Source organism: Myxococcus xanthus, assembly GCF_013116825.1.
Taxonomy (GTDB): domain Bacteria; phylum Myxococcota; class Myxococcia; order Myxococcales; family Myxococcaceae; genus Myxococcus; species Myxococcus xanthus_B.
This window is the reverse complement of the sequence record NZ_JABFNS010000045.1, coordinates 1-25,254: the sequence shown is the minus strand read 5'-3', so window position 1 is coordinate 25,254 and position 25,254 is coordinate 1. Positions and strand designations below refer to the sequence as shown.

Here is a 25,254-nt window from a genome sequence, read left to right as displayed (position 1 = left end):
TCCCGTTCCCTGGCCCACGCAGCGAGCGTGGCGAATATTCAGTCCCGATTCCGCTCGTCCCGCTCGATGACGCCGTCCTTCAGGAACAGCACCCGCTGCGCATGCGCCGCGATGTCCGATTCGTGGGTGACGAGCATCAGCGTCTGCCCCTGGCCATGCAGCTCGCCGAAGAGGGCCATGATCTCCTCGCCCGTGCGGCTGTCCAACGCGCCCGTGGGCTCGTCCGCCAGCAGCAGGGCGGGCTGCGTCACCAGCGCGCGGGCAATGGCCACGCGCTGGCGCTGACCGCCGGACAGCTCGTTGGGCCGGTGGTCCTTGCGCGCGCCCAGGCCCACCTTGTCCAGCATGGCCGCCGCGCGCTCGCGCCGCTCCTTCTTGGGGATGCGCGCGTAGATGAGCGGCAGGGCGACGTTGTCCAGCGCGGAGGCGCGGGGCAGCAGGTTGAAGCTCTGGAACACGAAGCCCAGCTCCCGGTTGCGGATGCGCGCCAGCGCGTTCTCCGACATGCCCGCCACCGGCTGGCCGTTGAGCCAGTACTGGCCTTCACTGGGAACGTCCAGGCAGCCGATGAGGTTCATGAAGGTGGACTTGCCGGAGCCGGACGGGCCCATGACGGCCACGTATTCATTGCGGCGGATGGTGAGGTCCACGCCGCGCAGCGCGCGCACCACCTCGGAGCCCATCGTGTAGTCCTTGCGCAGGCCCTCCACGCGGATGACCACGTCGGAGATGTCCCGCGCCGGGCCCGTGCCCGCCTGCTGCTGGGGATGGGTGGACGTGCTCACAGTGGCCTCCCCGCGAGCGCTTCCAGCTCCGCGCGCGCAATCCGGTAGTCGAAGCGGGAGGCCACCAGGTTGATCTCCGCCGTCACCAGGTTCTCCTGGGACGTCAGCAACTCGATGATGGTCGTGGCGCCCAGCTTGTAGCGCTCCTGCTGCACCTTCAGGTCCTCCTGGGCCACCGCGACGGACTCCGTGGCCAGGGCGATGCGGTTCGACGCCAGCTTGAGCTGGTTCAGGGACGTGCCCACGCTCGAGCGCAGCGCGCGCCGCGTATCCGACAGCGTGGCCTGGGCCACCGACGCCTGCGTCCGCGCACTCACCACGCGCTCCTCGCGAACGAATCCGTCGAAGATGGGGTAGGACAGGCCCATCCGGACCGACCAGCTCGTGCGGCCCCCGTTGAAGGCGGGCTCGTCATTGAACCAGTCATAGCCGCCGGACAGACGCACCGTGGGCAGGTAGGACGACCTGGCCACCTTCACGCTGGCTTCGGCCGCCCGAAGGTCCGCCTCCGCGGCTTGGATGGACGGCGCCTGGGCGGTGATTTCGTCCGTCAGCGCCTCGTCGGTGAGCGCGAAGGTGGACACGTCCTGGAGCTCCAACGGCTGAGCGCCCACCGGCCCATCCTCGCCGATGAGCCGGCCCAGCGACAGGGCCGCGGCGGCGTGCTGGGTCTGCGCGGAGAGCAGGGCCTCCTGCGCGGCGGTGAGGTCGTACTTCGCCCGCAGCACGTCGGAGCGCGTCGCCGAACCCACCGCCAGGCGCCGATCCGCGGCCTCCGCGTTCTGCTTCGCGCGCTCGATGCGGGACATGGCGACTTCTTCCAGGCCCCCGGCGCGGAGGACTTCGTAATAGGAACGCTCCACGTCGAGCACCGCGGACGCGCGCTGCGCGATCAGTCCGGCCCGCGCGGCGCTGGAGCGCGCCTGGGCCTGCTTGCTGGTGGCGCCGCGCTGGCCACCGGTGAAGACGTTCCACGAGGCCGACAAGCCGGCGCTGTACGTGTCGCTGGGGGCGTTGAACACCGCGCCCGTGGTGGGATCCAGGCGCTGGCTGCTGGCCAGCGAGCTGTTCGCGCTCGCGGACAGGTTGGGCAGGTAGGCTCCAAACGCGCTGCGCTCGGCGGCCCCTGTCGTGGTGACGGTGCCGGCGGCTTGCGCCACCTGGGGGCTCGTCTTCAGCGCCCGGGCGATGGCTTCCTCCAGGGAGACCGTCGTCATCGTCGTCATTGCCTGGGCCAGACCCACGCCGGGCGCCGTCACCAGCCCGAGGAAGCCCAGGGCCAGGGCCGTCATCCGGTAGGGTTGCCGCTTCCACCACGGTGCCTGTGCGTTTTTCATCGCAAGCCGGGCCACTGCATTTGCCTTGCCACGGTCCAACCCATGGAAATGCGGAGGGAATGTGGCGCCGGGCCTGCGGGAACCGCAGTGCGAGTGCGGATTCCGCACGCGATGCCGGCCATCTCCGCATGCACGCCTCGGTGCCTCGCTGGGGCCCGCGCGCTTGAGCCTGGACAGCGGGCCTGGGCCCCATGATTGCACTGGGCAGGGCGACCTATGGGCGCGCCGAGGTTTCGCGCCTGCTCCTTCGCCCTGCATGCGGCCATCGGCCGCCCTCCAACCCCAGGAGAACGCCCCATGCACCCGCTCATGCTCGGACGACCGACGGCTCCGGCGGCTCCGGCGGCGCGCGGCACCGACAGAAGAGGGTGCGGATTCCGCACTCCGCATGCAGAGTTCGCAGCCTGTGGAGGTATGCGATGGAGCTGGAGTCCCCACGGCGGAGGTCGGCGATGAGCGGCGCTCCCTGGTGGCGGCCGCTTGGGCCTCGAGCGCCCTGGGTGGCGGCGGTGCTCATGTGCGCGGTGCTGATGTCCGCGGCGCTGTTCATCCGGAACACCGCGCTGGCGTCGTCCGCCCTGGTCACCCGGGGCATGGCCAACGTCATCATGGTCGCCGGCTTCGAGGCCTTCCGCGACGCGGAGGGGCTCCCGGACCCGTCCGCGCTGAACGGCTTCCTGGCATCCCACCGGGAGGGCGGCCTGCGCTACGTGGCCGTCGTGGATGACGACCAGGTGCTGGCGTCAGCCGGGGAGGAGCAGTTGGGGCGGCTTCCCTTGCATGAGGGCTCGCCGCTGATGGTCGAAGGGGCGCGCGCGCGCCTGGTCAGCCGCCTCCGCCGACCCCGTCCCACGTTCGGTCCCCTGACACGGGAGGAGGTTCGCGCCATGTCGGCGCAGGGCGAGTCCCAGGAGCCGCGCAAGCACCTGCGCGTGGTCTACGAGTTCGAGCCGCTCACCGCCCTGGCGTTGGAGTCGCGCTCGCAGCGTCTGCTGGGCGTGGCGGTGGCCTCGTGCGTGGGCATCCTGGCGTTGGCCTTCGCCTTCTCGCGCTCGTTGGCGCAGCGGGAGGCGCTGTCGGAGGAACTGGAGCGCGGCCGGCGGCTGGCGGCCCTGGGCTCCATGTCCGCGGTGCTGGCGCATGAGCTTCGCAACCCCCTGGCCTCGCTCAAGGGGCATGCGCAACTGCTCGCCGAGCGCGTGGAGCGTGACGCCGTCCTGGCGCCCAAGGCGGACCGGGTGGTGTCGGAGGCCGTCCGGCTGGAGCAGTTGATGAACGACCTGCTGGGCTTCGTGGCCAGCGGTGAGCTTCGCCGCGTGGAGGCGGACCCCAACGACGTGCTCCGCGCGGCGGTGGAGAGCACGGGCGCGGCGCGTGTGGAGGCTCGCTATCTGCCGGACCGCACGCCCTGGCCTCTGGACGCGGGCCGGTTGCAGCAGGCGTTGGAGAACGTGCTGCGCAACGCTGTCCAGGCCAGCCCCGAAGGCCAGCGCGTGGTGGCGACCGTGGAGCGGCAGGACTCGTCCCTGGTGTTCACCGTCAAGGACCACGGGCCCGGCATCGCGGCGGGGGAGGAGGAGCGCATCTTCGAGCCCTTCATCACGGGCCGCGTGCGCGGCGTGGGCCTGGGGCTGGCCATCACCCGGCGCATCGTCGAATTGCATGGCGGCACGGTGAGCGCGCGGAGCCATGCGGGCGGCGGCGCGGAGTTCCGTCTCACCGTTCCCGCGAGAGGAGCCTGAGCGATGGCGCGAATCCTGGTGGCGGATGACGAAGAGGGCGTGCGCTCGTTCCTTGCCGAGGCGCTGGAGTACGAAGGTCACTCGGTGACCATGGCCGCCGACGGCGAAGAGGCCGCGCGGCTGATGGCTCGGCAGGGCGTGGACCTGTTGCTCACGGACCTGCGGATGCCCGGGATGGACGGGCTGACCTTGCTGCGCAAGGTGCGCGAGGAGCAGCCCGACGTGGAGGTGGTGGTGCTCACCGCCGTGGGCACGGTGGAGAGCGCCGTGGCGGCGATGAAGGCGGGCGCCTTCGACTTCCTGCTCAAGCCGGTGGGCAGCCCCGCCGAGCTGCGCCTGACGGTGGCGCGGGCCCTGGAGCGGCGCGCGCTGCTCAACTGGAAGACCGAGGCGCGGCAGTCAGCGGGAGAGGTGGAGCTGAGCTGGGGGGCTCCCGCCATGCATCCGGTGGTGGAAGCGCTCCGGAAGGTGTCGCCCACGCAGGCCACCGTGTTGCTGGTAGGGGAGAGCGGGACCGGCAAGGAGGTGACGGCGCGGGCCCTGCATCAATGGAGTGAGCGCGCGGACGGGCCCTTCGTGGCCGTCAACTGCGCGGCGCTGACGGAGACGCTCCTGGAGAGCGAGCTCTTCGGCCACGAGAAGGGCGCCTTCACCGGCGCGGTGGCCCAGCGGCGCGGCCGCATTGAGCTGGCGCAGGGAGGCACCTTCTTCCTGGACGAAGTCGGCGAGCTGAAGGCCGAGCTCCAGGCCAAGCTGCTGCGCGTCCTCCAGGAGCGCCGCTTCGAACGCGTGGGCGGTACGCGGACCCTGGAAGCCGACGTGCGCTGGGTGGCGGCCACCAACCGCGACCTCAAGGCGATGATGGCGCGCGGTGAGTTCCGCGAGGACCTCTACCACCGGCTGGCCGTTTTCCCCATCCGGCTGCCGTCCTTGCGCGAGCGGCGCGAGGATCTGCGGCCGCTGTCGGAGCTGCTGCTGCGCCGCATCGGCGACGAGTTGGGGCGCCCGGGCTTGCGCCTGTCACCGGAGGCCGTGGCGCGGCTGGAGGCGTTCACCTGGCCGGGCAACGTCCGCGAGCTGCGCAATGCGCTCGAGCGGGCCGCCATCCTCGCGGATGGGCCGGTGGTGGAGCCTCGGCACCTGTGGCTGGATCCAACGGGCGCGGCGGGTCCCGTGGTGGATGCGCCCGTCTCGGAGGGGGGCCGGCTTCCCAGCCTGACGCTGGAGGAGCTGGAGCGACGGGCCATCGAGCAGGCCATCGCGGACGAGGCGGGGAACCGCAAGCGTGCCGCGCAGCGGCTGGGGATTGGCTTGCGGACGCTGTACGACAAGCTGCGGCGCTACGAGTCGCCCTGAACGCATCGAGCGGCGCGGAGAAGTGACTCCGCGCCGCGCGCCCCGGCAACCTACTCGGGGTTCACGGAGGGCCGTTGCCCTGCCGCTTCGAGTTCAGCTCCACCGCGGTGGCGTAGATCTGCGCCCAGGAGCGGTACTTGAAGCGGTTCAACGCGCCCTTCTGGTCGTTCGCGTAGTCGAACATGTCCTTGCGGAAGAGGGCGTCGGCGGCCTTGCGCGCATCGGGGCCGAGCGGCGTGCCCTTCTTGTCGAAGTAGCGCAGCAGGTCGTAGCCGTAGTCGTGCGTCTTGGCCGCGGGGTCGAACTCCTTGTCCGGGCCAATCTTCAGCGGGACGGAGGCGTAGCCCAGCGGGTCCTGCATCCGCTGACCGTGCGGCGTCTGGATGGCGTAGGGCTTGTAGCCGATGACCTTCTCGAAGTCCGCCGGAGGAGGGCGGGCGCCGGTCAGGTACTCCATCATCAGCTTGCCGTGGTCGCCCGCGGGCGCTGCACCCACCTTCGCCGTGCGCTGGAGCGCCGTCGTCGTGTTGCTGAACGAGTCCTTCTGGTGGATGGCCGCAGGGGCCGCGGCGGCGTTGGGCTTCTCCGCGGCGGGCGACTCCGAGGAGGAGGTCGCCGGGCGGCGGGCCGAGACGGGGGCGTTGCGAACGAGCATGATGAAGTCCGGGGGGAAAGCTTCCTCTCAGTTTGTCGCAGTTTGTAGACTTGAAGTTGCGTGGAAATGACCGACGCACCGCGTGGTGCCAGGAGAACTCAGTGGGAACGGACCTTTATCGCGACGGAATGGCCCGGTTGGACGCAGGGGATGTGGCCGAAGCCCGCCGTCTGCTGGAAGAGGCGCTGCGCAAGTCCCCCGGCGACGTGGCGGTGATGCACGGATTGTCTCGCGTGTTGGATCAGGCGGGTGAGCGCGCACGCTCCGTGGAGCTGCTGGAGCACGCCCATGCCCGGGCGCCGTCGGAGCCGGGCCCGGCGCACGACCTGGCCATGGCGCTGCTGGAGCGCGAAGAGGACGTACGGGCGGTACAGGTTCTCACGCCTGTGTTGGAGGCCCACCCCGAGGACACGCGGGCGCACCTCTTCATGGCCATGGCCCTGGCGAAGTCGGACACCGCGCGTGCTCGCATTCACACAGCGAAGGCCCTGATGGACTCGGATCCCGACGTGAAGCTGCAGGCCCAGGCCCTGGACGACGTGCTCGCGGAGCACCAGCGCCTGTCCTGAGCCGCGCCACGCGCGGCGTGACGCGCGGGCCGCGCTACCAGGGCATCGCTTCGATGGCGTCCACCATCTTCGCGACGTCGTAGGCGTAGAAGCCCGCCGCGTTGAGATTGTTGAGCTCCCCAACGTACAGGCCGCCGTCGTGCATGAAGACGTCCAGGACGTAGGCCCGGTCTGGCGTCCAGGTGTCGGCCATGGCCTGAGCGAAGGCATGGACGTCGGGCTCGACCTCGGGAGACGAGGCAACGCGGTCCCCGAGCTTGTACCGGCTGCCCGTGACGACGCGTCCGTCGACGACGACCATGCGGTACTCGCGCTGGATGTGTTTCAGGGGGCTGACGGCCACCCAGGTGTCGGAATCGACCGTGGCGCTTTCGCCCAATGCGAGAGCGCTCGCCCGCCATGTGCTGAAGTCGTCCCACGTGGTCACCATGCCGGAGAAGGACTTGTCGTCCAGGCAGGGGCGGATGAAGAAGGGCCCCTCCCTCGGTGGAACGTCCCCGAAACGGTGGACCTGGGCATCGGCGTTGAGCAGGTGGAGGCCGAGTTTCTCGCGCCAGATCCGGAAGTCGAAGTTGTCGTTGAGGAACGCGCCCGGCGTCCAGCCTCTCCGCTTCGCGTAACGCGTCAGGCTGAGGGAGCCCATCACGATGACGGGCCCGTCGACGTCCACAGTCGGCTCGACACCGCCATCGAACGGGATGACCTTCACGACGGTGTGCGGAATCTCGCCGCGCCGCAGCACGCCCATCAGCGTGTGGAAGCCAGGCTCGTTGAACAGGTTGTGCTGGACGACCCAATGCATGGTGGCCTCGGAGAAAGGCGTCGGGACGTTCGCGGTGTGCGCCAACTGACGGCTTTCCGCGTGAGCCGGGTATCTGACGACACGGCCGTGATTTCATCCTGGGCCAGGGGCTCGGCTATGATTGAGGTCCCGGGCGGGTTGACACAGAATCCAGCACCATGACCGGCTCTGACCATCACGACCCGCTCGGACTGGAGTCCTCCGCGACGGTGTCGCTCGGCATGGTGCGCCACGGTGTGCCGGTGCCGGCGGTGCTCGCCTGTGTCCATCAGGAGTCCGCCGCGGCCATCAACGATGCGCAGCTGGCACTGCTCCATCCGAACGAGCGGGCACGGCTGGACAGCTTTCGCGCGGACTCGCGGCGGCTCGGGTTCTTCTTGGGGCGCTACGCAGCCAAACGCGCCCTCAGCGGGCTCGGCGTCCAGGTACCGATGCACGCGGTCGAAATCGCGCCCGGCGTCTTCGAACACCCGGTGGTCAAGGGCGCGGGAGGGGATTCGCCCGTGGTCTCGCTCAGCCACGCGCGCTCGGTGGCGGCAGCGGTTGCGTGTGGGCCGGAGCACATCGTTGGCGTCGACGTCGAGCAGCTCTCTCCCGAACGGACGGACGTCTTCGAGTCCGTGATGCCGCAGCGCGAGTTGGCCATGGTCCGTCACGCGCCCGGCGGCGGCGAGCTGGCGGCGAACGTCATCTGGACCATGAAGGAAGCGCTCTCCAAGGCCCTGCGCTGTGGGCTCACCGCTCCGTTCGAGGTCCTGGAGGTCGACGCCTTCGAAGGACATGCCGCGGGAGGCTACGGCTGCCTCTTCCGCAACTTCGCCCAGTACCGCGCCCGTGCCTGGGTGCTCGGCGGGTACGTGCTCGCGGTGGTGTCTCCGAAGCACTCGCTGCTCCACGTCGCGCCGGCGGACCTGGAGCGCATCCGCCAGGTGTTTGGTCGAGACGGGTCTCGAAGCTAGGCCACCAGCTCCGTCGCCGCTCCTGACATGCGCTGGCGCCAGCGCATCTCCCGTGCTTCAAGCTCCCGCGCCGGGGCGTGGACACCGTGGAGTCGCTGGCGGTCGCGCGGGCTGGCCTGACAGACGAAGGGCCGGAGGCAGCCGTTTCCAGCCACCTCCGGCCCTGGATGCTTCCGTCCGTATCGCGGGTGCGGTCAGGCGCGCAGGGCGACCACGGTCACCCCGTCGCCGCCTTCGTGGCCTTCACCCGGCCGATACATGCGGATGTATGGAGACGCGGCCAGGTAGTCACGGATGGCCTGCTTGAGCGCCCCCGTGCCATGGCCGTGGATGACGAGCGCGGCGTCTTCTCCGCTGCGCATGCCGCGGTCCAGGAACGACTCCAGCTCCGCCAGCGCGTCGTCCGCGCGCATGCCGCGCACGTCGCAGCGGAAGTGGGTGGCTTCCACCTCGGAGGGGGCCGCGGAGGCCGCACGCTTGAGCGCCGCATCCTGCTTCTGCCGCTCCGGGAACTTCGCCTGCTGCGGCTTGCGCGTGCGCGCGCCCGACAGCTCCGTGATGGGCACGCGCATCTTCAGCGCGCCACCCGCGGACACCACCGCGTGGTTGTCCGCCAGCTCCAGGATTTCCACATCGCGGCTCAGCCCCGAGTGGTGCACCCAGGCGCCCACCTTCAGGTTGGCCGGGCCAGGGGCCTCCACCTGGAACAGCTCCGCCTTGGCGGCCAGGGCGCGCTTCTGCGCCTCGTCCGCGCGCTGCTGGAGTTGCTGCCGGGCCTCGGCGAGGGCCTTCTCGTTCTGCTCGGCTCGAAGCTTCGTCAGCAGCTTCTGCACTTCCGCCGCCGCGTGCTCGCTGGCCGCGTGTACATCGTTGTTGAACTGCATCATCCGGGCGCGGCGCTCGCGCTCGAAGGACTGCTTCTGCTTCTCCAGGTCGGCCCGGAGCGCCTCGGCCTCCTGGGCCGCCACGCGGGCGCGTTCCAGCTCCTCGTAGAGCTTGCGCCGTTCCTCCTCGGCCGCCGCCAGCGCCTTGGTGAGCGGACCGCCGGCACTGACGGACAGCTCACGGGCGCGCTCGCACACGTTCTGGGGCAGGCCCACGCGCGCCGCCATCTCGATGGCCGACGACTGGCCCGCGGCGCCAATCTGGAGCCGGTAGGTGGGGGCCATGCGCTTCGAGTCGAAGCCCACGCGCGCGTTGAGGAAGCGCGGGTCCATGTGCGCCAGCGCCTTCAGCTCCTCCAAGTGCGTGGTGACGAGCACCACCACGCCCTTGGACATCAGCTCCTCCAGCACGGCGATGGCGATGGCCGCGCCCTCGCGCGGGTCGGTGTCCGCGGCGATTTCGTCGATGAGGACCAGCGAGCCCTCGCCCACGGCGCCGATGATGTCGCGCAGCATCACCACGTGCGCGCTGAACGTGGACAGGCCCTGCTCCAGGTCCTGCGCGTCCCCCACGGTGGAGTGGACGGAGCGGTACAGCGGCATCCGGGAGCCTTCAGCCACCGGAATCGGCAGGCCGGCGCGGAGCATCAGCGCGCAGAGGCCCACGCCCGTCAGCGTCACCGTCTTGCCGCCCGCGTTGGGGCCGGAGACGACCAGGGCCTTCGCATCACCCGTGAGCGTCACGTCGTTGGCCACCACCTCGGCGCCCTTGAGCACCAGGCGGGGGTGGCGCAGCTGCCGCAGCTGCAGGTCCGTGACGTTCTCGAAGGCCGGCATGCTGGCGCCCAGGTCCGCGGAGAGGATGGCCACGGATTCGGCCTCGTCCAGCTCCGCCACGGCGTCCAGTCCCTCCAGGATGCGCTCCGACTCCCGCCCGAGCTGGTCGCTCAGGGCCTGGAGCACCTTGCGCTCCTCCTCGGTCACCTCCGACTGGGCGATGGCGAGGTCGTTGCCCAGGCCCACCATGGCCTGGGGCTCCATGAAGAGCGTCTGGCCCGTCTGGCTGGCGTTGTGGACGATGCCGTCCACTTCCGAGCGGTAGTTGGCCACCACCGGCACCACGTAACGCCCGTTGCGGAGCGTGTAGTAGTTCTCCCGCAGCTTGGGGAGGAAGGTCTCATCGTGGAGCAGCTCGTCGAGCCGCGCCTTGATGCGGCGATGGAGCCCACGTGCCCGGTCCCGGGCTTCGCGCAGCTCCGGGCTGGCACGGTCGGAAATCTCACCGTCCGGTTCGAAACACTGGTCGATGCGGCGGGCCAGCGGCTCCAGCGAGGGCATCCGGCGGGCAATCTCCACCAGCCCGGGGACGCGGGCCCGGCGTTCGTCCAGTGCCTCGCGGGTGCGGACGAAGGCGAACAGGAGCTGCGCCGAGTCGATGAGCTGGCGGGGCTCCAGCATGCCGCCCTTGGCCGCATGGCCGATGGGCGTACGCAGGTCCGTCACACCCCCCAAGGGAAGGGAGAACTGCTCCTGGGACAGCGAGCGGGCCTCGGCGACGAGCGCGAGGGCCTCCGCAACGGCCTCGGGGGTGTCCAGGAAGGGCCGGGCGAGCACTCGCTCTCTGCCGGGCTCCGTCCTGCAGCGTTGCGCCAACGCGCGGAGCACATCCGCGAAGCCCAGGTCTTCCAGCGTTCTTTGCGATATCTGCACGGTCATGGGTTTCATGCGCGGCTGTTCGGCCGTCAAGAGGATCTATTGAGGCGCCCGGGTCGGCTCTGCTATCAGCCGCACATGAGGTGGGTCATCCTGGTGGCTTTGCTGGCGGGCGCGACCGACGCAGCGGAGCCTTCTGCCCTGACACCGGTCTCCTCACGGACGGTGGTTTCGCTCCCGGATGCCCTGGCCCTGGAAGCGGATGGGAATGATGTGGGCGCCCTGGCCGCGCTGGAGGCCCTGGTCCGGGCCCAACCCGCGTGGGAGCTGCCCCGGTTGGAGATGGCCCGGCTCCTGCTGAAGACGGGAGGCGCGCTGGAGCAGGCGGAGTCCCACCTGAACGCCGCGCTCCAGCAGGCTCCCAATAATCCCCGCGCCTGGTACCTGCGGGGATTGCTGTGGGAGGAGCGGGAGGACCGCCGCCAAGCCGTCCAGGCGTACGAGCAGGCCGTACAACTGCGCGCCTCCTACGAGGAGGCCCGCTTCCGGCTCGGGACGCTCTGGTTGGACATGGGGGACCTGCTCAAGGCGGAGTTGCACCTGCGCTACCTGGCGCGGCTGAAACCGGAGTGGGTGCAGGTGCGCCTCCAACTGGCGGAGGTGCTGGAGAAGCAGGAGCGCCTGCTGGACGCGGAGAAGGAGTTGCTGGCGGCGCGAGGCCTCCAGCCGGCCAGCCCGCTGGTCCTCCGGCGGCTCGCCGACTTCTACACGCGCACGGGGCGGCCCCACCTCGCGGAGCGGGTCCGCGCGGCGCTGGAGGCCCCTCCGAAGCGGCGAATGCGTGACCTCAAACCATCACGTCGCTGACAGCGAGCAGTCATTTGGTACGCAGTTGCGATTGCACCATCGACGGTGGCGCATACACTGCGCGGGCCTTGAAGACCGCCAACCTCGCCATCGTCTTCACCGACATCAAGGGCTTCACCGAGCGGACCAGCCGGCAGACGCTGGAGGAGAACCAGCGCCTGCTCCAGGTCCACGAGGCCCTGCTGGCGCCGCTGTTCAAGGCGTTTGGCGGGCGCATCGTCAAGTCCATCGGTGACGCGTACCTCGTCACCTTCGAATCGCCCACCCAGGCGGTGCTCAGCGGCATCGCCATCCAGGATCGGCTGTGGCACCACAACCGGACGGTGGAGGTGTCGGAGCAGATTCACGTCCGCGTGGCCATCAACGTGGGCGAGGTGAGGCTGGACGGGAACGACATCTTCGGCGAGCCCGTCAACATCGCCGCCCGGGTGGAGGGCATCGCCGAGGCGGGCGAGGTGTACTTCACCGAGGCCGTCTACCTGGCGATGAACAAGGCCGAGGTGCCTTCCAAGGAAGTCGGCGCCTACGAGCTGAAGGGCATCCCGGGGAAGATCCGCGTCTTCCACGTGCCCCGGGCGCCGTACCGCGTGGAGGCTCCCGCGGCCAGCGCCATCGCCGAGGCGCCGGGCTCCGAATCGATGCCGCCCTTCGGGAACCTGGCCCTGTCCCGCGTGGCGGAGGCTTCGTCACCGGGGGCCCAGGTGGACCTGTCCGTGCTGGGGCAGCGGGCCGCGGCGGGCGCCGCGGTCATCAGCCAACGCGCGGCCGCGGGCGCCACGGTGCTGGGCCAGCAGGCCGCGGAGCTCGGGCGGCAGGCGCGCACGGTGGGCGGTTCGCTCTTTTCGCGCGGCATGGCGACGCTTCCGCCGCAGGTCCAGCAGCACCGGATGCTGGTGGGCGTGGGCGCGGCCGTCGTGCTCATGGGCGTCGCGATGCTGGCGTTCAGTGGCGACGAGACGGTGCGCGCCATCAAGGCGGTGGAGCGGGCGCCGGAGGAGGAGCGGACCGCGCTGGCCAAGGACGTCCGGACCCTCATCATGAAGGAGGAGGACTCCGGGCGGCGCAACTTCCTGCTGGGCCGTCTGACGGAAGCGACGGGCAAGCCCGATGACGCGCTGAAGGTCTACGCCACGGCCGTGAAGGCCGGCAGCCGCGCCGCGGAGGACCGCCTCATCGAGATGCTGTCGCACGCGCGATGCGACGTGCGCTCGGATGCCGCGTCCACGGTAGGCCGGCTCCAGCTGATGCGGGCGGTGAGCGCGCTGGAGGACCTGAAGTCCGACGGTGGGCCCGATGACGGGGTGCGGACGGGCCTGTTCGGCATCTCCAAGTGCGACTCGAAGGCGGCCGCGGACAGCGCGCTCAAGAGCTTCAAGGAGCGTTGATGTGCCGGCCCCCGGGCTGGCTGAGGAAGGGAACGCCGTGACGAAGGTGAAGACGGGACTGGACGTGTGGGTGGAGCAGGGCTTCTCCGCGTTGAAGGGCAAGCGCGTGGGCGCCATCGTGAATCCCACCAGCGTGGATGCTCGCTTCCGCCACCTGGCGGACCTGCTGTCGGGCGCGGACGGCGTCACGTTGGCTGCGCTCTTCGGTCCGGAGCACGGCATCCGGGGGGAGGCGCAGTACATGGTCGCCGTGGACGAGGCGAAGGACCGCCGCACCGGCGTGCCGGTGTACAGCCTCTACGGCTCCACCTTCGAATCGCTGTCGCCCCGGCAGGAGTCACTCCAGGGGCTGGACGCGCTCGTCTTCGACATCCAGGACGTGGGCAGCCGCTACTACACCTACGTCTACACCATGGCGCTGGCCATGAAGGCCGCGGCGAAGGCCCGCGTGCCCTTCTACGTGCTGGACCGGCCGAACCCGCTCAACGGCGTGGCGATGGAAGGCAACCTGGTGGGGGAGGGCTTCCGCTCCTTCGTGGGCCTGTACGCGCTGCCCAACCGCCACGGCATGACGGCGGGGGAGCTGGCCCGCCTCTTCAACGTCCAGGAGGGCTTCGGCTGCGAGCTGACGGTGGTGCCGTGCGAAGGCTGGCGCCGCGGCCAGTTCTGGTCGGAGACGGGGCTGCCGTTCATCTCGCCGTCGCCCAACATGCCCACCGCGGACACCGCGCTGGTGTACCCGGGCATGTGTCTGGGCGAAGGAACCAACGTCTCGGAGGGCCGTGGCACCTGCCGCCCCTTCGAGCAGTTCGGGGCGCCGTGGGTGGACACGGACCAGTTGCTGGCGCGGCTGGCGAAGGAGGAGCTGCCCGGGGTCGCCTTCCGGGCCGTGGGCTTCACGCCGACGTTCGACAAGTACACGGGGCAGTCCTGCAACGGCGCCTTCATCCACGTGACGGACCGGGAGGCGTTCCAGCCCCTGCGCACCGGCGTCGCCATCTTCCAGGCGCTGCATGACATTGGCCCGGGCTCGTTTGATTGGCGCGCGGATGCCTACGAGTTCGTCGAGGATGTGCCGGCCTTCGACCTGCTCTGCGGGACGGACCAGGTGCGCCGAGGCATCGAGGCGGGGTGGCCGCTGGACCGGTTGCTGGAGGGGTTCTCCGCTCAGACGGAAACGTTCGCACGTCACAGGACGTCCTACCTGCTATACGCTTGAGGCGTGATCGGCGTCTTCTCCGACAGCCATGGGGACCTCGAAGCCTTCGACGCGGCCTACGAACTGCTGCGCTCCAAGGGGGCTCGGCGTTTTCTCTTCGCGGGCGCGCGCTACACGGACCTGGATGAATGGGTGTTGTGGCGGCGGCAGAAGAGCCGGGGCGGGCGTGAGTACTCGGACGCGGACTTCCTGGCGGACGTGACGAACTGGCTGGGCAGCCAGGACGCGCTGCCACGCACGCCGTCGCGCGCGGAGGCTCCGGCGGACGTGGCGTCGGAGGACGACCGCCGGCTCGTCATGGAGCGCTTCATCCGCGTGCCCGAGCGCGAATCGCTCCAGTACAGAGATCCCTCCATCAACAACAAGGTCATGGACCTGATGGGGGACACGCTGTGCTGCGTGGTGCACGACAAGAACGATTTGACGCGGGATGACCTGCTCAACGCGCTGCTCTTCGTCCACGGCAAGGAGCCGGAGCCCAAGGTGGTGCAGATTGGCCCGCGTTACTTCCTGACGCCGGGGCGATTGGTGGGCGCCGCCGAGCAGACGTGTGCGCTCCTGGAGAAGGTGGACCGGAACCTGCGCTTCTCCGCGTTCCGCCTGGATGGGCACTCGATAGTGGAGCCCCAGGTCATCGCCCTGGAGAAGAAGTCCCCGAAGTTGTCCCTCAAGTGACGTGAGGCCCGCCGTGCAGGTCGCGCTCCTCGGAGGCTCGTTCAACCCGCCCCACGTGGGGCACCTCATGGCCGCCACGTACGTCCATGCCACCCAGGACGTGGACGAGGTGTGGTTGATGCCGTCCTGGCAGCACCCGTTCGGCAAGCAGATGGAGCCCTTCGAGCATCGCGTCGCCATGTGCGATGCGCTGTGCGCGGAGACATCGGGCTGGCTGAAGACGAGCCGGATCGAACAGGTGCCGGGACTCTCTGGCCGCACGGTGGACACGCTGACCCTGCTGGTGGCGCGGCATCCGGACATCCGCTGGTCCATCATCATCGGCAGCGACATCCTGCGCGACCTTCCGCATTGGAAGGACTTCCACCGCATCGAGGAGCTGTCGCGGGTGATGGTGCTCAACCGCGCGGGGTACCCGGCGCCGAACACATTGGGGCCGCCGCTGGCGGAGGTGTCGTCGACGCTGATTCGCGACCTGCTCGCGCGCGGCGAGGCGCCGTCGGACCTGGTGCCCGCGCGTGTCATTGCCTATGCGCGCGAGCACGGCCTCTATGGCCTGAAGCGGACGCCGTAGCGACGCCGTCCGTCGGACTCGACCTTCGCCATGCTGCCCCGCCGTTCAGGTGGCGCGCCCGACAGCGCCCCTCCTCGGCACCTCCGCGGCTTCTATTCCCTTGATGCACTTGCGTAAAAACCAGGGCAGTTTGAAACTCGTGATGGTTGTTCTTTCCTGGGGAAACATCACATGAATTCAAAGCTCGTGTTCGCCGCAGTGGCCCTGCTGTCGACGTCTGCCTTCGCCGAGGAGGATCTCAAGCCCGCGCAGGAGGAGGCGAAGGCGTCGTTCGAGGAGAAGATCTCCGAGGCTTTGGCTGCCGCGAACGAGAAGTGTGGCACCAAGCTCACCGTCAAGACCGACTTCCAGAACTTCAAGCCGGAGGCCTGGGCGAACTCGAGCTATGGCTCCTACTGTGAGGCGGCCATCAATGGGGTCACCAGCATGTGCGAGCGCCCGGCCTACAAGAAGGCGATTGCGAAGAAGGTGACCGGCGTGTCGTGCCTGTTCGGTGGCGTCAAGCCGCCCGAGAAGAAGGACGGCACCAACGACGCGACGCTGCGGAATCTCTCGCTTGACAAGGGCACGCTGACGTACCGCATGAGCGTGGACCACACGAACATCGAGGACAACACCACGGCGACCCTCGAGAAGGCGCTGAACTGAGCATGGCGCGGAGGATGGCGATGGTGCTCCTGCTGCTGTGGGCCCAGGGGGCCGTGGCGGCGGAGTCACTGGAGTCGTTGGGCCTCAAGGTCTATCGGGGCATCGACGGGCAGTCCATCGAGGTCGTGACGCTGGCGCCGCGGGAGGCGTCGGAGGTGGTGCTGCGGCTTCAGGGCACCGACTCCGAGCAGGATGGCCTCTCGGTGCGCGGCAAGGCCCGGGACACGGGGCGGGGTGTTGATTACGTCGTCCGTCATCGCGGCGCGGACTGGGTGCTGCTGTCCCAGCGCGCTGGTGATTACGAGGCCTTCGTTCCCGGGAAGCCATCCTTCCGCGTCAAGTTCAGCCAGGAGGCGACGGGCAAGGCGTCTGCCTCTGAAGTGCTGTCCGCGCACCTGCTGCAACGGGAGTCCGGGAGGATCGCGGCCTTCGAGAAGAAGGCCTGGCCCCACCTGGAGAAGAAGTACACCGCGCGCGCCGCCGAGGCCATGGCGGCGCTGCGCAAGGCGTGTGGCACGTCACCGGCCTTCACGTTCGACTGGAAGACCTTCGACGATGCGGTGATGGCGGAGCTGGACGTCTGGGCGGCGTGTGCGCCGCTCGCGACGCGGGGCCGGGCTCGCTGTGCCGCCGTGAAGGATGTCACGGTCCTCACCTGTCGCTTCGGGCCTGCGCTCGCGTTCGAGCGAGGGGCCGACGCGCTCATCTTCACCACCACTCAAGGGGGCGCGGCCGAGGGGCCTGGGTTCCTGGACGGGAGGCTCAAGTGAAGCGTCGACTGCCCATGGTGCTGGCGTATCTCCTGGCGGCGCCGGTGCTTGCTCGCCCGGCGGCGACGCTCGAAGACCTCCGTGCGCTGGCCGTGCAGAAGTCCTGGGCGGAGCTGCTGGAGCGCGCGGAGGACGTTCCTCCCGCCTCGCGCACCGACACATGGCGCGCGCTCGTGACGGAGGCGGCGACGGCCGAAGTCGAATCGGCGATGGCTCCGGACGACAAGGACCCGTTCGCCACCGCCCGGAAGGCGCGCGCGCTGGGGCAGCGGTATTCCTTCCTCGCCAAGGCGCCCGGCTTCTCCTCGGCGCGCGATGCGCGAGGATTGAAGGACCTGGAGCGCTGCCTCGCGCTCGAGCGGAGTGGCTGCATCGACACGTACCGGGAGCTGACGGGGGACGCGAGCGCTGAGACGACGCTCCAGGCCGCGCGGCTCGTGAAGCGGGGCCACTTCGCCTACGTCGCGATGCCACTCTTCGCCTCGGCGGTGCGGGGTGGGAAGGAGGCTGGCGCCTGCAAGGACGACGCGCTCGCGGAGGCGGTGCTGGCCGCACTGGACCTGCCCGCGACGGATTCCCGCGCGGGTGATGCGAGGAAGGTGGCGTTCGAATGGTGCTGGTCGGCGCTCGGCGCGAGGCTCAAGAGCGCGACGGTGGGCGCCTCGTCCTACTTCCTGGCCAACACCTGCCAGCCCATGCGGGCGCGGAAGGCGCTGACGGAATTGCAGGACGACCTCTGCAAGGACGAGGGGCTGTAAGCGACACGCGAGTGCTCCACCCAGGTTCGTGATTCGCGAGCAGGTTGCGGGGCAAGCCCGAGTCAGAGCCCGAGGCCGATGAGGTGCAGGTGGTCCAGGCCCTGCTCGAAGCGGTAGGCGTATTGGTAATAGAGGGACACCGGAACCGCCTGCCCGAAGGTGAGGTGCAGTGACGCCGAGGCCCCCACGGCCGCGTGGTTGGCGCGGTTGTCGGTGCGGGCCAGCGAGCCGAAGGCCTCGACGCCGACGTCTCGCACGAAGAGGGACGGGAAGAGCCACAGCGTGGAGGCCCATCCGTAGTCGATGGGGACCCGGTACTGGTACGTCGCGGAGCCGATGAGCGCGTCGCGCGCGCGAATCTCCAGGTCCTCGTAGCCGCGCAGGTATTCGCTGAAGGCGATGCCCGGCTGCAACTGCAGGGGCAGGGGAGCGGTCTGCTGGCTCTCGCGGTTGGTGTACCAGATTTGCCCCGCTCTCAGGCCGCCGACCTGGAGCAGCCCGGACGGCGCGCCGGGGAGGAAGCGCCCCACCGCGGTGAGGCGGAGGTTGTCGCGCCCCGTGAAGGGCAGGCCCCCCGTGAAGGCGTCGAGTCCCAGGCGCACGTCGCCCATGGTGGAGTCCCGGAGGAATGCGCCGGGGTACACACCCGCGGCCGCCGTCATGCCCAGGCCGCGCTGGGTGCTGCCGTAGGACGTGGCTTCACCCGCGAAGTACGACACGGAGACCTCCGGGCCGACGATGCGCGTCAGCATGCGCGGGGAGCGGTCCGTGGCGTCGTACTCACGGCGCAGCGCCAGCACGCCGAAGGTCACCGGCGTGGTCCAGAAGGAGCGCGAAGCGAAGGCCGTGGCCTGGAGGTCCGTGCGCTGATTCTGGCGGATGTACGCCCCCGACACCTGGATGTACCAGGGCGCGAGTTGCGCGTTGCCGTAGGCCAGCGAGAGGCTGGGGGCGTCTTCGCGCGTGTCGAAGGAGAGCAGCAGCGAGTACGCATGGAAGCCGAGCCGGTCCTGTCCCGCCAGGGCCAACCCGCCCATCGTGTACGTGTCGTCCGTGTTGTCGGGGTCGGCTCCCGCGAGCAGGTAGGGCACGCGGAGCTCGGGGATGAAGAAGCGCTCCAGCGGCGAGTAGGGCTCGTCCGAGAGAATCTGGAGCTCCGTGCCCGGGTCAGGCGGGGCTTCGACTGGAGCGTCGAGTCCCGTGAGCGCCGTGGGCGCGTCTTCAGCCGCGGGAGATGGGGACGGCGGCGCGGTGTCCTCGGGGGCAGGCTGCTCCGACTGAGGGGCAGGCAGTGGAGGTCCGGATGGCGGGGCTCCATGGCCCGGCGCGGTCCCTGCCGGTGAGGACGGTAGCGCCGCATCGGGCTGGACCGGTGCGCCGGACATGGGGAACGCGGCGAACTCGGACTCGGAAGGTGCGGCCGTGGGGGCCTGTTCCGACTCCGATGCCGGAGTCTCCGTGCGTACTTCAGGGATCCGGGGGGCTCCGGGTTCGGTCTCGAGAGATGGAGCTGAAGGGTGGGGGGCCTGCGCCAGCACCGCGTGCCCTGCCACCTCCACTTGGGCCGCGCCAATGCCGGTCTCCACCGGCGCGATCGGCACCAGTGGGGCGCGGTCGATGGTGAAGTTCAGACCGTCCCGGTTGAGGAACACCACTTCCTCGGTTCCCACGGGATGAACGTCCATCACCAGGTGCGGCGCGTCCGTGATGCGAACCACTTCTCGCGTCGCCACCGTGAGGACGTGGGCCTGCAGCCGTTCCTCGTGCTCCCGGAGGAACACGAGGCGTTCATCATCCAGCCACCTGGGCGAGTAGTTGAAGCGGCCATCGCGCGTCAGCCACCGAAGGCGTCCATCCGCTTCCCGCAGGACCAGGTCCCAACCCGCGTCCCCTGAGAGCGGGAAGACGACCCGTTCGCCATCCGGTGCGACCGCGGGCGGCCCCACGGAGGTGCTGGCGCCGAAGTCGGTGAGGGCCTTCCGGGTGTCCGTCTCCAAGTCCAGCCGCACCACGTTGGCTGAATCCCCATCGACGCGGACGAAGACGTAGGCCGTCCCGTCCGGCGTGATGCTGCCGCCCATCCCCATCACATCATCCCAGAGCCGCACCACGTTCCCCGTGCGCGCATCCACCTTCCACAGCCTCGCAGTGTAGCCCCCTTCCGTGTTCAGGTCGGCCATCACCAGGTACAGCCACGCGCCATCGCGGCTGAACGACATGCCGCTGACCAGCGTCGGGGAGCCCAGCACCCAGCGGCGCCCGGGCAGCAGCTCCACCAGCGGCCGTTCGAAGCGCACGCGGCCATCCGGCTCCAGCACCGTCAACCGCGTGTAGCGCTCCCGGCCCACGCCCACCGTCGCGGTGACTCCGCTGGCCGCGTGCGAGGCCAGCCGGGAGAAGTAGCCCGCGTCGGACACCCACGTCCGTTGCGCGGAGGGGCGCTCGCGCACCTGCAGGTTCTCCCGCAGCGACTGCGTGTACTCCGCGAACAGCGAGCCGATGTCCCGCCCGTACACGCGCTTGAAGCGGAGTGTCACCGCCAGCGGCGGCACGAAGGAGCCTCCCTGCTCATCCACCAGCTTCCACAGCTTCGTCTCCCCATAGCGGTTCGCGAGGTACTCCACGAAGTGCATGCCGGTGATGTAGTTGCCGCCGAACGGGTCCAGCGCGCGCTGCTCGGGGGACAGGTAGCCGGGGTTCAGCCGTCCTCCGGTGGCCTGCACCACGGAGTCGTACCAGCCGCGCCAGACGGGGCTGTGGGGCCGTCCCGCGTCCTTTTCGAACTGCCCTTCGTAATAGGTGGCCAGTCCCTCCAGGAACCACGACTCCGTATAGGAGTTGGGCTGGAACAAGCCCCCGGTGACGAGGTTGAGGAAACCCCAGACCCCGTCCGTCTGCTGGAGCTGCACGTAGTGGACGGCCTCGTGGCAGGCCACGTCACCGACGTCCACCTCGCCCAGGTTGAACAGGTGGAACAGCTCCAGCGTCAGGTGGGAAGGCATCACCATCTGCTGAGGCGTGCTGGCGTAGTCCGGGACCACGTAGGCGTTGTTGAAGTTGGAACTCGTCAGGTAGACGAGCACCCGGTCCCGCTTCTTCTTCCGCCACGTCTGTTCGTGGAGGCGGGCCACGCAGCCCTCCAGCCGGGACGCCATGCGCAGGGCCGCGCCCCGGAGCTGGGCGGGGTAATAGAGCTCCAGGGACTCCGTGGTGAGCTTGCGCATCTCGTCCCGAGCGAACGAGGCCTGGATGTTCTGGGGGAAACGGGGTGTGACGAAGGCACACCCACCGTTTGTCAGCAGGAAACAGGTGGCGAGGACAGCCCAGCGAAGCCACCAGCGGGAAGCGGGCATGCAGGCCATCCTACAGGCCACAAATCGTAGCCACGACCGCGAATTTCACGGTAAGGGATGGACCCGTCGCCTTCCTATTTTCGAGTCTGGATTCCGCCATGTCCGAACCCGCCACCCAGGCGCATCCCGTTCCGCAGCACGTTCACAATGCCCAGATGCAGGTCGCCGCTGCCCTGGAGCAGGCCACCGGCAAGCCAGTCGATCTGCTCAAGGCACCCTGGGTGGAGATTGAACCCGGCATCGCGCAGCTGACTGGCGGCTCGTTCCAGGTGAACAAGCCGGAGCACCAGACCATCGCGCTGGGCCTGGCGGGGGCGTTCGCCCTGCGGCTCATCCAGGAGCACCAGGCCTTCTGGTTCCCCAACCGCGACTCGCCGGAGGGCGCCACGCTGGGCTTCCCGGAGGCCATCATCATGCTGTCGCCGTTCGGCGCGGTGATGGATTCGCTGGGGCAGGGCAAGCTGGCCCGCCTGGAGGACCTGGCCGCGGACATCCGCCGTTCGCTGGGACAGGCCCGCTTTGGCGGCAACCCGGCGCAGGCCCTGGGAGGCCAGGCGCCCAAGCTGACGCCGGTGGACTACCAGCGCCTCTTCGACCCCGGGTTCCTCCAGTTCGTCGTCCTGGATCCGAAGAAGGCCGCCACGGCCCTGGAGACGAAGCCGGACGGGCTCGCTCGGGACGTGCGCAACGCGCTGGGCCGCACCCAGCCGCCCCTGCCTCCCGAGGCGCGCCAGCAGTTCGAGGGGCAGATCGTGCAGTCCCTCCAGCGCCTGGACACCACCAAGTCGCTCATCGACCAGGCCGAGCGCGCGCCGCGTCTGGCGGAGTTGATGGCGCACCTGTTCGGCACCATCGGCGGGACGGGCTCGGCGCCCGAGGACTTCTGGCACGACCTGGTGCTGCCGCTGCTGTTCATCGGCACTCCGGCCAACTTCCCGCCGCTGGACGAGGAGGAGCTGGAGATGTTCCGCCAGGGCGCGGACCCGCTGCCGCTCTTCGTGGACCTGGTGCCGCACGCGCACAAGGCTCCCGACGAGGGCCTGCTGGGCGCGTTCGAGATGAGCGACATCGGCCTGGTGCACCCGGGCTTCGGCCGGGTGGGCGCGCTTCGCCTCATCCGCATCAACGCCTCGCGCATCCAGTCGCTGCTGGAGCAGTTCGACCCCGCGAAGACGGCGGAGACGCTCCAGCGCTTCACGGAGTACGTGGCGAAGGCGGCCGGCAAGCCCGCCACCGAGTCGCCGCAGGGCAAGGAGATGCTGCAGGCCGCGCTGACGCTGCTCTCCGACCTGAAGCGCTCCGTGACGCAGGTTCAGGGCGGCGAGCTGTCCCTGCGCCGGCTCACCGAGGCCGAGGCCGCGTCCGAGCAGGCCTTGGCCGTGGTGCGCAAGGCCCTGCAGGGTTCCATCATCCTGACGGCTTGAGCTGCCGCTCCAGCGCGGCGCGCGACGTGGGCTCCAGCCGGTCTCTGGCCAGCCCCAGCGCGCGCCGCGACAGCAACCGATAGAGGGGCGCGACGTCCGCGGGGAGCGCCTCCAGGTGCGCCGCCACCACGCCGGAGTCTCCGCGGACGATGGGGCCGGTGAGTCCCCCCGCGAGCCCCCGCGTCTCCAATCCCCTCAGCGCCGAGTGCATCAGCGGCAACAGGGCCGCCAGCGCGTCCGTTGGGGGGATTCCCGCGGCGCCCAGGGCCGCCACCGCCGCATCCGCCAGCGACACCAGGCCTCCGGCGCTCAGCACCGCGCCCGCGTGGTAGGCCGCGCGGTGGCCTTCTGGCACCTCGATGACGCGGAGCCCCGCGTCCGCCGCCATGTGACGCAGCACGTCCCGCAGCGTGCGCGACGGGGTGCTCACCGCCACGGTGCTGCCCGCCAGCGAGTCGCGTGGCGAGGAGACGGCGCAGAGCGGATGGAACGAGCCGCGACTCCGGCCCTTGGCCGTGCCCAGCGCATCGAGCGAGAGCGCGCCCGCCGTGTGCACCAGCGCTGCCGTGCGGGGGAGGGTGGTGGACAGCGCCTGTGCGACGGCGGGTACCGCCGCGTCCGGAACACACAGGATGATGACGCGGGCCCGCTTCAGGTCCGCGGGAGCGGCCGCCTTCAAGCCGAGCGCTTCCGCGCGCTCGCGGCCTTCGTCCGTGCGGGAGTGGATGCGCACGGGCCAGCGCTTCGCCTGGAGCGCCAGCCCGAGGGCGCCACCGAGGCGGCCCATCCCGACAATCACGACGGGTGGGCGCCGTTTCGAAGGCCCTGTGCGGCGGCGGGGACCGGGGCTCATCGCTCGCGCTGGAACTGGAGCTGTCCGGAGTTCACCGCGATGCGCACGCGGTCGCCCGTGACGAACTCACCTGACAGGATGCGCTCCGCGAGGGGGCCCTCCACCAGTCGCTGCACCATCTGCCGCATGGGGCGCGCGCCCAGCTGCGGGTCGAAGCCGCCGGACTTCAGCAGGTGGCCGACCACGTCGTCGCCCGCCACGTATTCGATGCCGCGCTCGGTGGTCAGGCGCTTGCTGCTCTCCTCCAGCAGCAACGTGGCGATGCGTGCCACCTCCATTTCCGCCAGGGGGCGGAAGGGGAGCCGTTCGTCGATGCGGTTCCACAGCTCCGGCGGCAGCGCCTTGCGCGCCACCGACGACGCCATGTCCATGGCGTCCCCGGGGCCCGCGGAGTCCGCGCCGAAGCCCACCGGGCGGCCGGTGCGGGAGAAGGCCTCCGCGCCCAGGTTCGTCGTCATGACAATGACGGTGTTGGAGAAGTCGATGTGGCGCCCCTTGCCGTCCGTCAGGCGGCCTTCCTCCAGGACTTGGAGGAGGAGCATCTGCACCTCGCGGTGTGCCTTCTCGATTTCGTCCAGCACCACCACCGACGAGGGCCGGCGGCGCACGGGCTCCGTGAGCTGTCCACCCTCGCCGAAGCCCACGTAGCCGGCGGGCGAACCGATGAGGCGCGAGACGCCGTGCTGCTCGGACATCTCGCTCATGTCCAGGCGCACCAGCGAGTCGCGGTTGCCGAACAGCACGTCCGCCAGCGCGCGGGCCATCTCCGTCTTGCCCACGCCCGTGGGGCCCAGGAAGAGGAAGCTGCCCATGGGGCGGCGCGACGCGAAGCCCGCGTAGTTGCGGCGGATGACCCGGGCGATGCGCGTGACTGCCTCCGAGTGCCCGATGACGCGCTCCGCCAGGTCCTGCTCCAGCCGGAGCAGGCGCGACGAGTCGTTCATCAGCAGGCGCTCCTCCGGGACGCCCGCGAGCTTGGCCACCACGCGCGCCACGTCGGAGGGCTCCACCACGTTGCGGCCCTCACGGTGGCAGCGGCTGCCGGCCAGGTCCACCACGGAGATGGCCTTGTCCGGCATGAAGCGGTCCGTCACGTAGCGGCTGGCCAGGGAGGTCGCGGCCTCCAGCGCCTCGGGCGTGTAGCGCAGCCCGTGGTGCTCCTCGTAGCGGCCGATGATGCCCCGGAGGATCTCCACCGTCTCCGGTACGGAGGGCTCGTTGACCACGACGGCGGTGAAGCGGCGCTCCAGGGCCGGGTCGGTGCTGATGAACTTGCGGTACTCGTCGTGCGTGGTGGCGCCGATGCAGGGGAACTCACCGCGCGCCATGGCCGTCTTCAGCTCGTTGGCCGCGTCCTGCGGACCGTCACCCGTGGAGCCCGCGCCCACCAGCGTGTGGATTTCGTCGATGAAGACCACCACGCGGCCCTCGGCGCGGCGGACCTCTTCCTTCAGCGCGTTGAGCTTCTCGGAGAACGAGCCGCGCAGCTGCGTGCCGGCCACCAGCGTGGCCATGTCCAGCTCCACCAGCACCTTCTCGGACAGCGACCCACGCAGCTCGAGCAGGCGCTGCGCCACGCCCTCCACCACCGCCGTCTTGCCCACGCCAGGCTCGCCCAGCAGGCAGGGGTTGTTGGTGCGCCGCTTGCCCAGGATGTCGATGACCTCCTCGACCTCGCGCGCGCGTCCCACCACCGGGTCCAGGCGGCCCTCATGGGCGGCCTGGCTCAGGTTGCGGCCCAGCGAGGTGAGCAGGGGGTAGGCCTTGGCGTCGAGCACGGGCGACGCGGAGGCCGGCTGTGCCGGCCGGCCCGCGGGGGCAGGGGCGGCCGTGGAGGTCGGGGCAGGGGACGGCGCGGCGCGTGCCACGGGCGCGGGCGGCGGCGCTTCCGGCTCCTCGTCCACGTCGATGAGATCGCGCGGCGACAGGGCGGGCGTGCTGTAGCGCGGCGGCGGTGGCGGCGCGGTGAAGGGCGGGGGCGACGAT

21 protein-coding genes are annotated in these 25,254 nt (G+C 70.0%); 13 read left to right on the top strand and 8 right to left on the bottom strand.

The annotated features are described in order from the left end of the window. Window positions 1-38: 38 nt before the first annotated feature. The gene (locus tag HNV26_RS15405; protein ID WP_366816879.1) at window positions 39-785 is read right to left on the bottom strand and encodes an ABC transporter ATP-binding protein; all 747 of its coding nucleotides are present in this window, start codon (window positions 783-785) and stop codon (window positions 39-41) included. Then, the gene (locus HNV26_RS15400) at window positions 782-2,077 is read right to left on the bottom strand and encodes a TolC family protein (protein ID WP_171442022.1); all 1,296 of its coding nucleotides are present in this window, start codon (window positions 2,075-2,077) and stop codon (window positions 782-784) included. Before HNV26_RS15400 ends, HNV26_RS15405 begins: the two co-directional genes overlap by 4 nt. Window positions 2,078-2,574: 497 nt before the next feature. Between HNV26_RS15400 and HNV26_RS15395 the strand changes: the two genes are divergently transcribed. Together HNV26_RS15395 and HNV26_RS15390 are read left to right on the top strand one after the other, a co-directional pair. After that, the gene (locus tag HNV26_RS15395) at window positions 2,575-3,864 is read left to right on the top strand and encodes a sensor histidine kinase (RefSeq protein ID WP_216612330.1); all 1,290 of its coding nucleotides are present in this window, start codon (window positions 2,575-2,577) and stop codon (window positions 3,862-3,864) included. Between the two features lie 3 nt (window positions 3,865-3,867). Continuing rightward, on the top strand, window positions 3,868-5,220 hold the full coding sequence (locus HNV26_RS15390) for a sigma-54-dependent transcriptional regulator (protein WP_090490626.1): 1,353 nt from the start codon (window positions 3,868-3,870) through the stop codon (window positions 5,218-5,220). Window positions 5,221-5,281: 61 nt separating this feature from the next. Here the strand turns inward: HNV26_RS15390 and HNV26_RS15385 are convergent, their stop codons facing one another. Beyond that, the gene (locus HNV26_RS15385; RefSeq protein ID WP_140863593.1) at window positions 5,282-5,875 is read right to left on the bottom strand and encodes a hypothetical protein; all 594 of its coding nucleotides are present in this window, start codon (window positions 5,873-5,875) and stop codon (window positions 5,282-5,284) included. 32 nt (window positions 5,876-5,907) lie between these two features. On the opposite strand from HNV26_RS15385, the gene HNV26_RS15380 reads away from it, so the two are divergent. After that, entirely contained in the window at window positions 5,908-6,444 is a 537-nt protein-coding gene (locus HNV26_RS15380; protein WP_171441988.1) for a tetratricopeptide repeat protein, read from the top strand. Window positions 6,445-6,478: 34 nt separating this feature from the next. Here the strand turns inward: HNV26_RS15380 and HNV26_RS15375 are convergent, their stop codons facing one another. Beyond that, on the bottom strand, window positions 6,479-7,246 hold the full coding sequence (locus HNV26_RS15375; protein WP_253816615.1) for an ATP-grasp domain-containing protein: 768 nt from the start codon (window positions 7,244-7,246) through the stop codon (window positions 6,479-6,481). Window positions 7,247-7,404: 158 nt separating this feature from the next. Between HNV26_RS15375 and HNV26_RS15370 the strand changes: the two genes are divergently transcribed. Then, window positions 7,405-8,205 (top strand): 4'-phosphopantetheinyl transferase family protein, encoded by an 801-nt coding sequence (locus HNV26_RS15370; protein ID WP_171441986.1) that lies wholly within the window; start codon window positions 7,405-7,407, stop codon window positions 8,203-8,205. Between the two features lie 194 nt (window positions 8,206-8,399). On the opposite strand, the gene HNV26_RS15365 is transcribed toward HNV26_RS15370, so the two are convergent. Continuing rightward, the gene (locus tag HNV26_RS15365; protein ID WP_171442020.1) at window positions 8,400-10,805 is read right to left on the bottom strand and encodes an endonuclease MutS2; all 2,406 of its coding nucleotides are present in this window, start codon (window positions 10,803-10,805) and stop codon (window positions 8,400-8,402) included. A gap of 75 nt (window positions 10,806-10,880) precedes the next feature. Here HNV26_RS15365 and HNV26_RS15360 point away from each other — a divergent pair, with 75 nt between their 5' ends. The 8 genes from HNV26_RS15360 (at window position 10,881) to HNV26_RS15325 (ending at window position 17,638) form a co-directional block, all read left to right on the top strand. After that, window positions 10,881-11,609, top strand: coding sequence for a tetratricopeptide repeat protein (locus HNV26_RS15360; protein ID WP_171441985.1), 729 nt, complete (start codon window positions 10,881-10,883; stop codon window positions 11,607-11,609). A 68-nt stretch (window positions 11,610-11,677) separates the two neighbouring features. Then, window positions 11,678-12,994, top strand: coding sequence for an adenylate/guanylate cyclase domain-containing protein (locus HNV26_RS15355; RefSeq protein ID WP_253816613.1), 1,317 nt, complete (start codon window positions 11,678-11,680; stop codon window positions 12,992-12,994). A 37-nt stretch (window positions 12,995-13,031) separates the two neighbouring features. Beyond that, window positions 13,032-14,213: an exo-beta-N-acetylmuramidase NamZ family protein gene (locus HNV26_RS15350; protein WP_171441983.1), complete on the top strand. Its 1,182-nt coding sequence runs from the start codon at window positions 13,032-13,034 to the stop codon at window positions 14,211-14,213. Window positions 14,214-14,216: 3 nt separating this feature from the next. After that, window positions 14,217-14,888 carry a hypothetical protein gene (locus tag HNV26_RS15345; protein WP_171441982.1) on the top strand — a complete coding sequence of 224 codons (672 nt, stop codon included), beginning with the start codon at window positions 14,217-14,219 and terminating at the stop codon, window positions 14,886-14,888. Window position 14,889: 1 nt separating this feature from the next. After that, entirely contained in the window at window positions 14,890-15,462 is a 573-nt protein-coding gene (gene nadD, locus HNV26_RS15340) for a nicotinate (nicotinamide) nucleotide adenylyltransferase (protein WP_171441981.1), read from the top strand. Window positions 15,463-15,633: 171 nt separating this feature from the next. Continuing rightward, window positions 15,634-16,110 carry a hypothetical protein gene (locus HNV26_RS15335; RefSeq protein WP_171441980.1) on the top strand — a complete coding sequence of 159 codons (477 nt, stop codon included), beginning with the start codon at window positions 15,634-15,636 and terminating at the stop codon, window positions 16,108-16,110. Window positions 16,111-16,112: 2 nt separating this feature from the next. Beyond that, window positions 16,113-16,880 carry a hypothetical protein gene (locus HNV26_RS15330; protein ID WP_253816611.1) on the top strand — a complete coding sequence of 256 codons (768 nt, stop codon included), beginning with the start codon at window positions 16,113-16,115 and terminating at the stop codon, window positions 16,878-16,880. After that, complete coding sequence (locus HNV26_RS15325; protein ID WP_366816878.1) at window positions 16,877-17,638, top strand: hypothetical protein; 762 nt, start codon at window positions 16,877-16,879, stop codon at window positions 17,636-17,638. Before HNV26_RS15330 ends, HNV26_RS15325 begins: the two co-directional genes overlap by 4 nt. Window positions 17,639-17,700: 62 nt before the next feature. Here HNV26_RS15325 and HNV26_RS15320 read toward each other — a convergent pair whose 3' ends face one another. Beyond that, window positions 17,701-20,991, bottom strand: a complete 3,291-nt coding sequence (locus tag HNV26_RS15320) for a TolB family protein (protein ID WP_436410046.1) — start codon at window positions 20,989-20,991, stop codon at window positions 17,701-17,703. Between the two features lie 98 nt (window positions 20,992-21,089). On the opposite strand from HNV26_RS15320, the gene HNV26_RS15315 reads away from it, so the two are divergent. Continuing rightward, window positions 21,090-22,415, top strand: a complete 1,326-nt coding sequence (locus tag HNV26_RS15315; RefSeq protein WP_171441978.1) for a hypothetical protein — start codon at window positions 21,090-21,092, stop codon at window positions 22,413-22,415. Here the strand turns inward: HNV26_RS15315 and HNV26_RS15310 are convergent. Further along, a complete protein-coding gene (locus HNV26_RS15310; protein WP_216612327.1) occupies window positions 22,399-23,268 on the bottom strand; it encodes a Rossmann-like and DUF2520 domain-containing protein in 870 nt (289 codons plus the stop codon). The genes HNV26_RS15315 and HNV26_RS15310 overlap by 17 nt on opposite strands. Continuing rightward, on the bottom strand, window positions 23,265-25,254 hold a 1,990-nt coding region (locus HNV26_RS15305; protein ID WP_171452824.1), incomplete at its 5' end, for an AAA family ATPase. The genes HNV26_RS15310 and HNV26_RS15305, both read right to left, overlap by 4 nt.

Coding starts and splice junctions, on each gene's coding strand:
- HNV26_RS15330 (WP_253816611.1), top strand. CDS start 16,113: ATGGCGCGGAGGATGGCGATGGTGCTCCTGCTGCTGTGGGCCCAGGGG.
- HNV26_RS15310 (WP_216612327.1), bottom strand. CDS start 23,268: ATGAGCCCCGGTCCCCGCCGCCGCACAGGGCCTTCGAAACGGCGCCCA.
- HNV26_RS15375 (WP_253816615.1), bottom strand. CDS start 7,246: ATGCATTGGGTCGTCCAGCACAACCTGTTCAACGAGCCTGGCTTCCAC.
- HNV26_RS15370 (WP_171441986.1), top strand. CDS start 7,405: ATGACCGGCTCTGACCATCACGACCCGCTCGGACTGGAGTCCTCCGCG.
- HNV26_RS15315 (WP_171441978.1), top strand. CDS start 21,090: ATGTCCGAACCCGCCACCCAGGCGCATCCCGTTCCGCAGCACGTTCAC.
- HNV26_RS15360 (WP_171441985.1), top strand. CDS start 10,881: ATGAGGTGGGTCATCCTGGTGGCTTTGCTGGCGGGCGCGACCGACGCA.
- HNV26_RS15365 (WP_171442020.1), bottom strand. CDS start 10,805: ATGACCGTGCAGATATCGCAAAGAACGCTGGAAGACCTGGGCTTCGCG.
- HNV26_RS15400 (WP_171442022.1), bottom strand. CDS start 2,077: ATGACGGCCCTGGCCCTGGGCTTCCTCGGGCTGGTGACGGCGCCCGGC.
- HNV26_RS15335 (WP_171441980.1), top strand. CDS start 15,634: ATGAATTCAAAGCTCGTGTTCGCCGCAGTGGCCCTGCTGTCGACGTCT.
- HNV26_RS15320 (WP_436410046.1), bottom strand. CDS start 20,991: ATGCCCGCTTCCCGCTGGTGGCTTCGCTGGGCTGTCCTCGCCACCTGT.
- HNV26_RS15395 (WP_216612330.1), top strand. CDS start 2,575: ATGAGCGGCGCTCCCTGGTGGCGGCCGCTTGGGCCTCGAGCGCCCTGG.
- HNV26_RS15390 (WP_090490626.1), top strand. CDS start 3,868: ATGGCGCGAATCCTGGTGGCGGATGACGAAGAGGGCGTGCGCTCGTTC.
- HNV26_RS15385 (WP_140863593.1), bottom strand. CDS start 5,875: ATGCTCGTTCGCAACGCCCCCGTCTCGGCCCGCCGCCCGGCGACCTCC.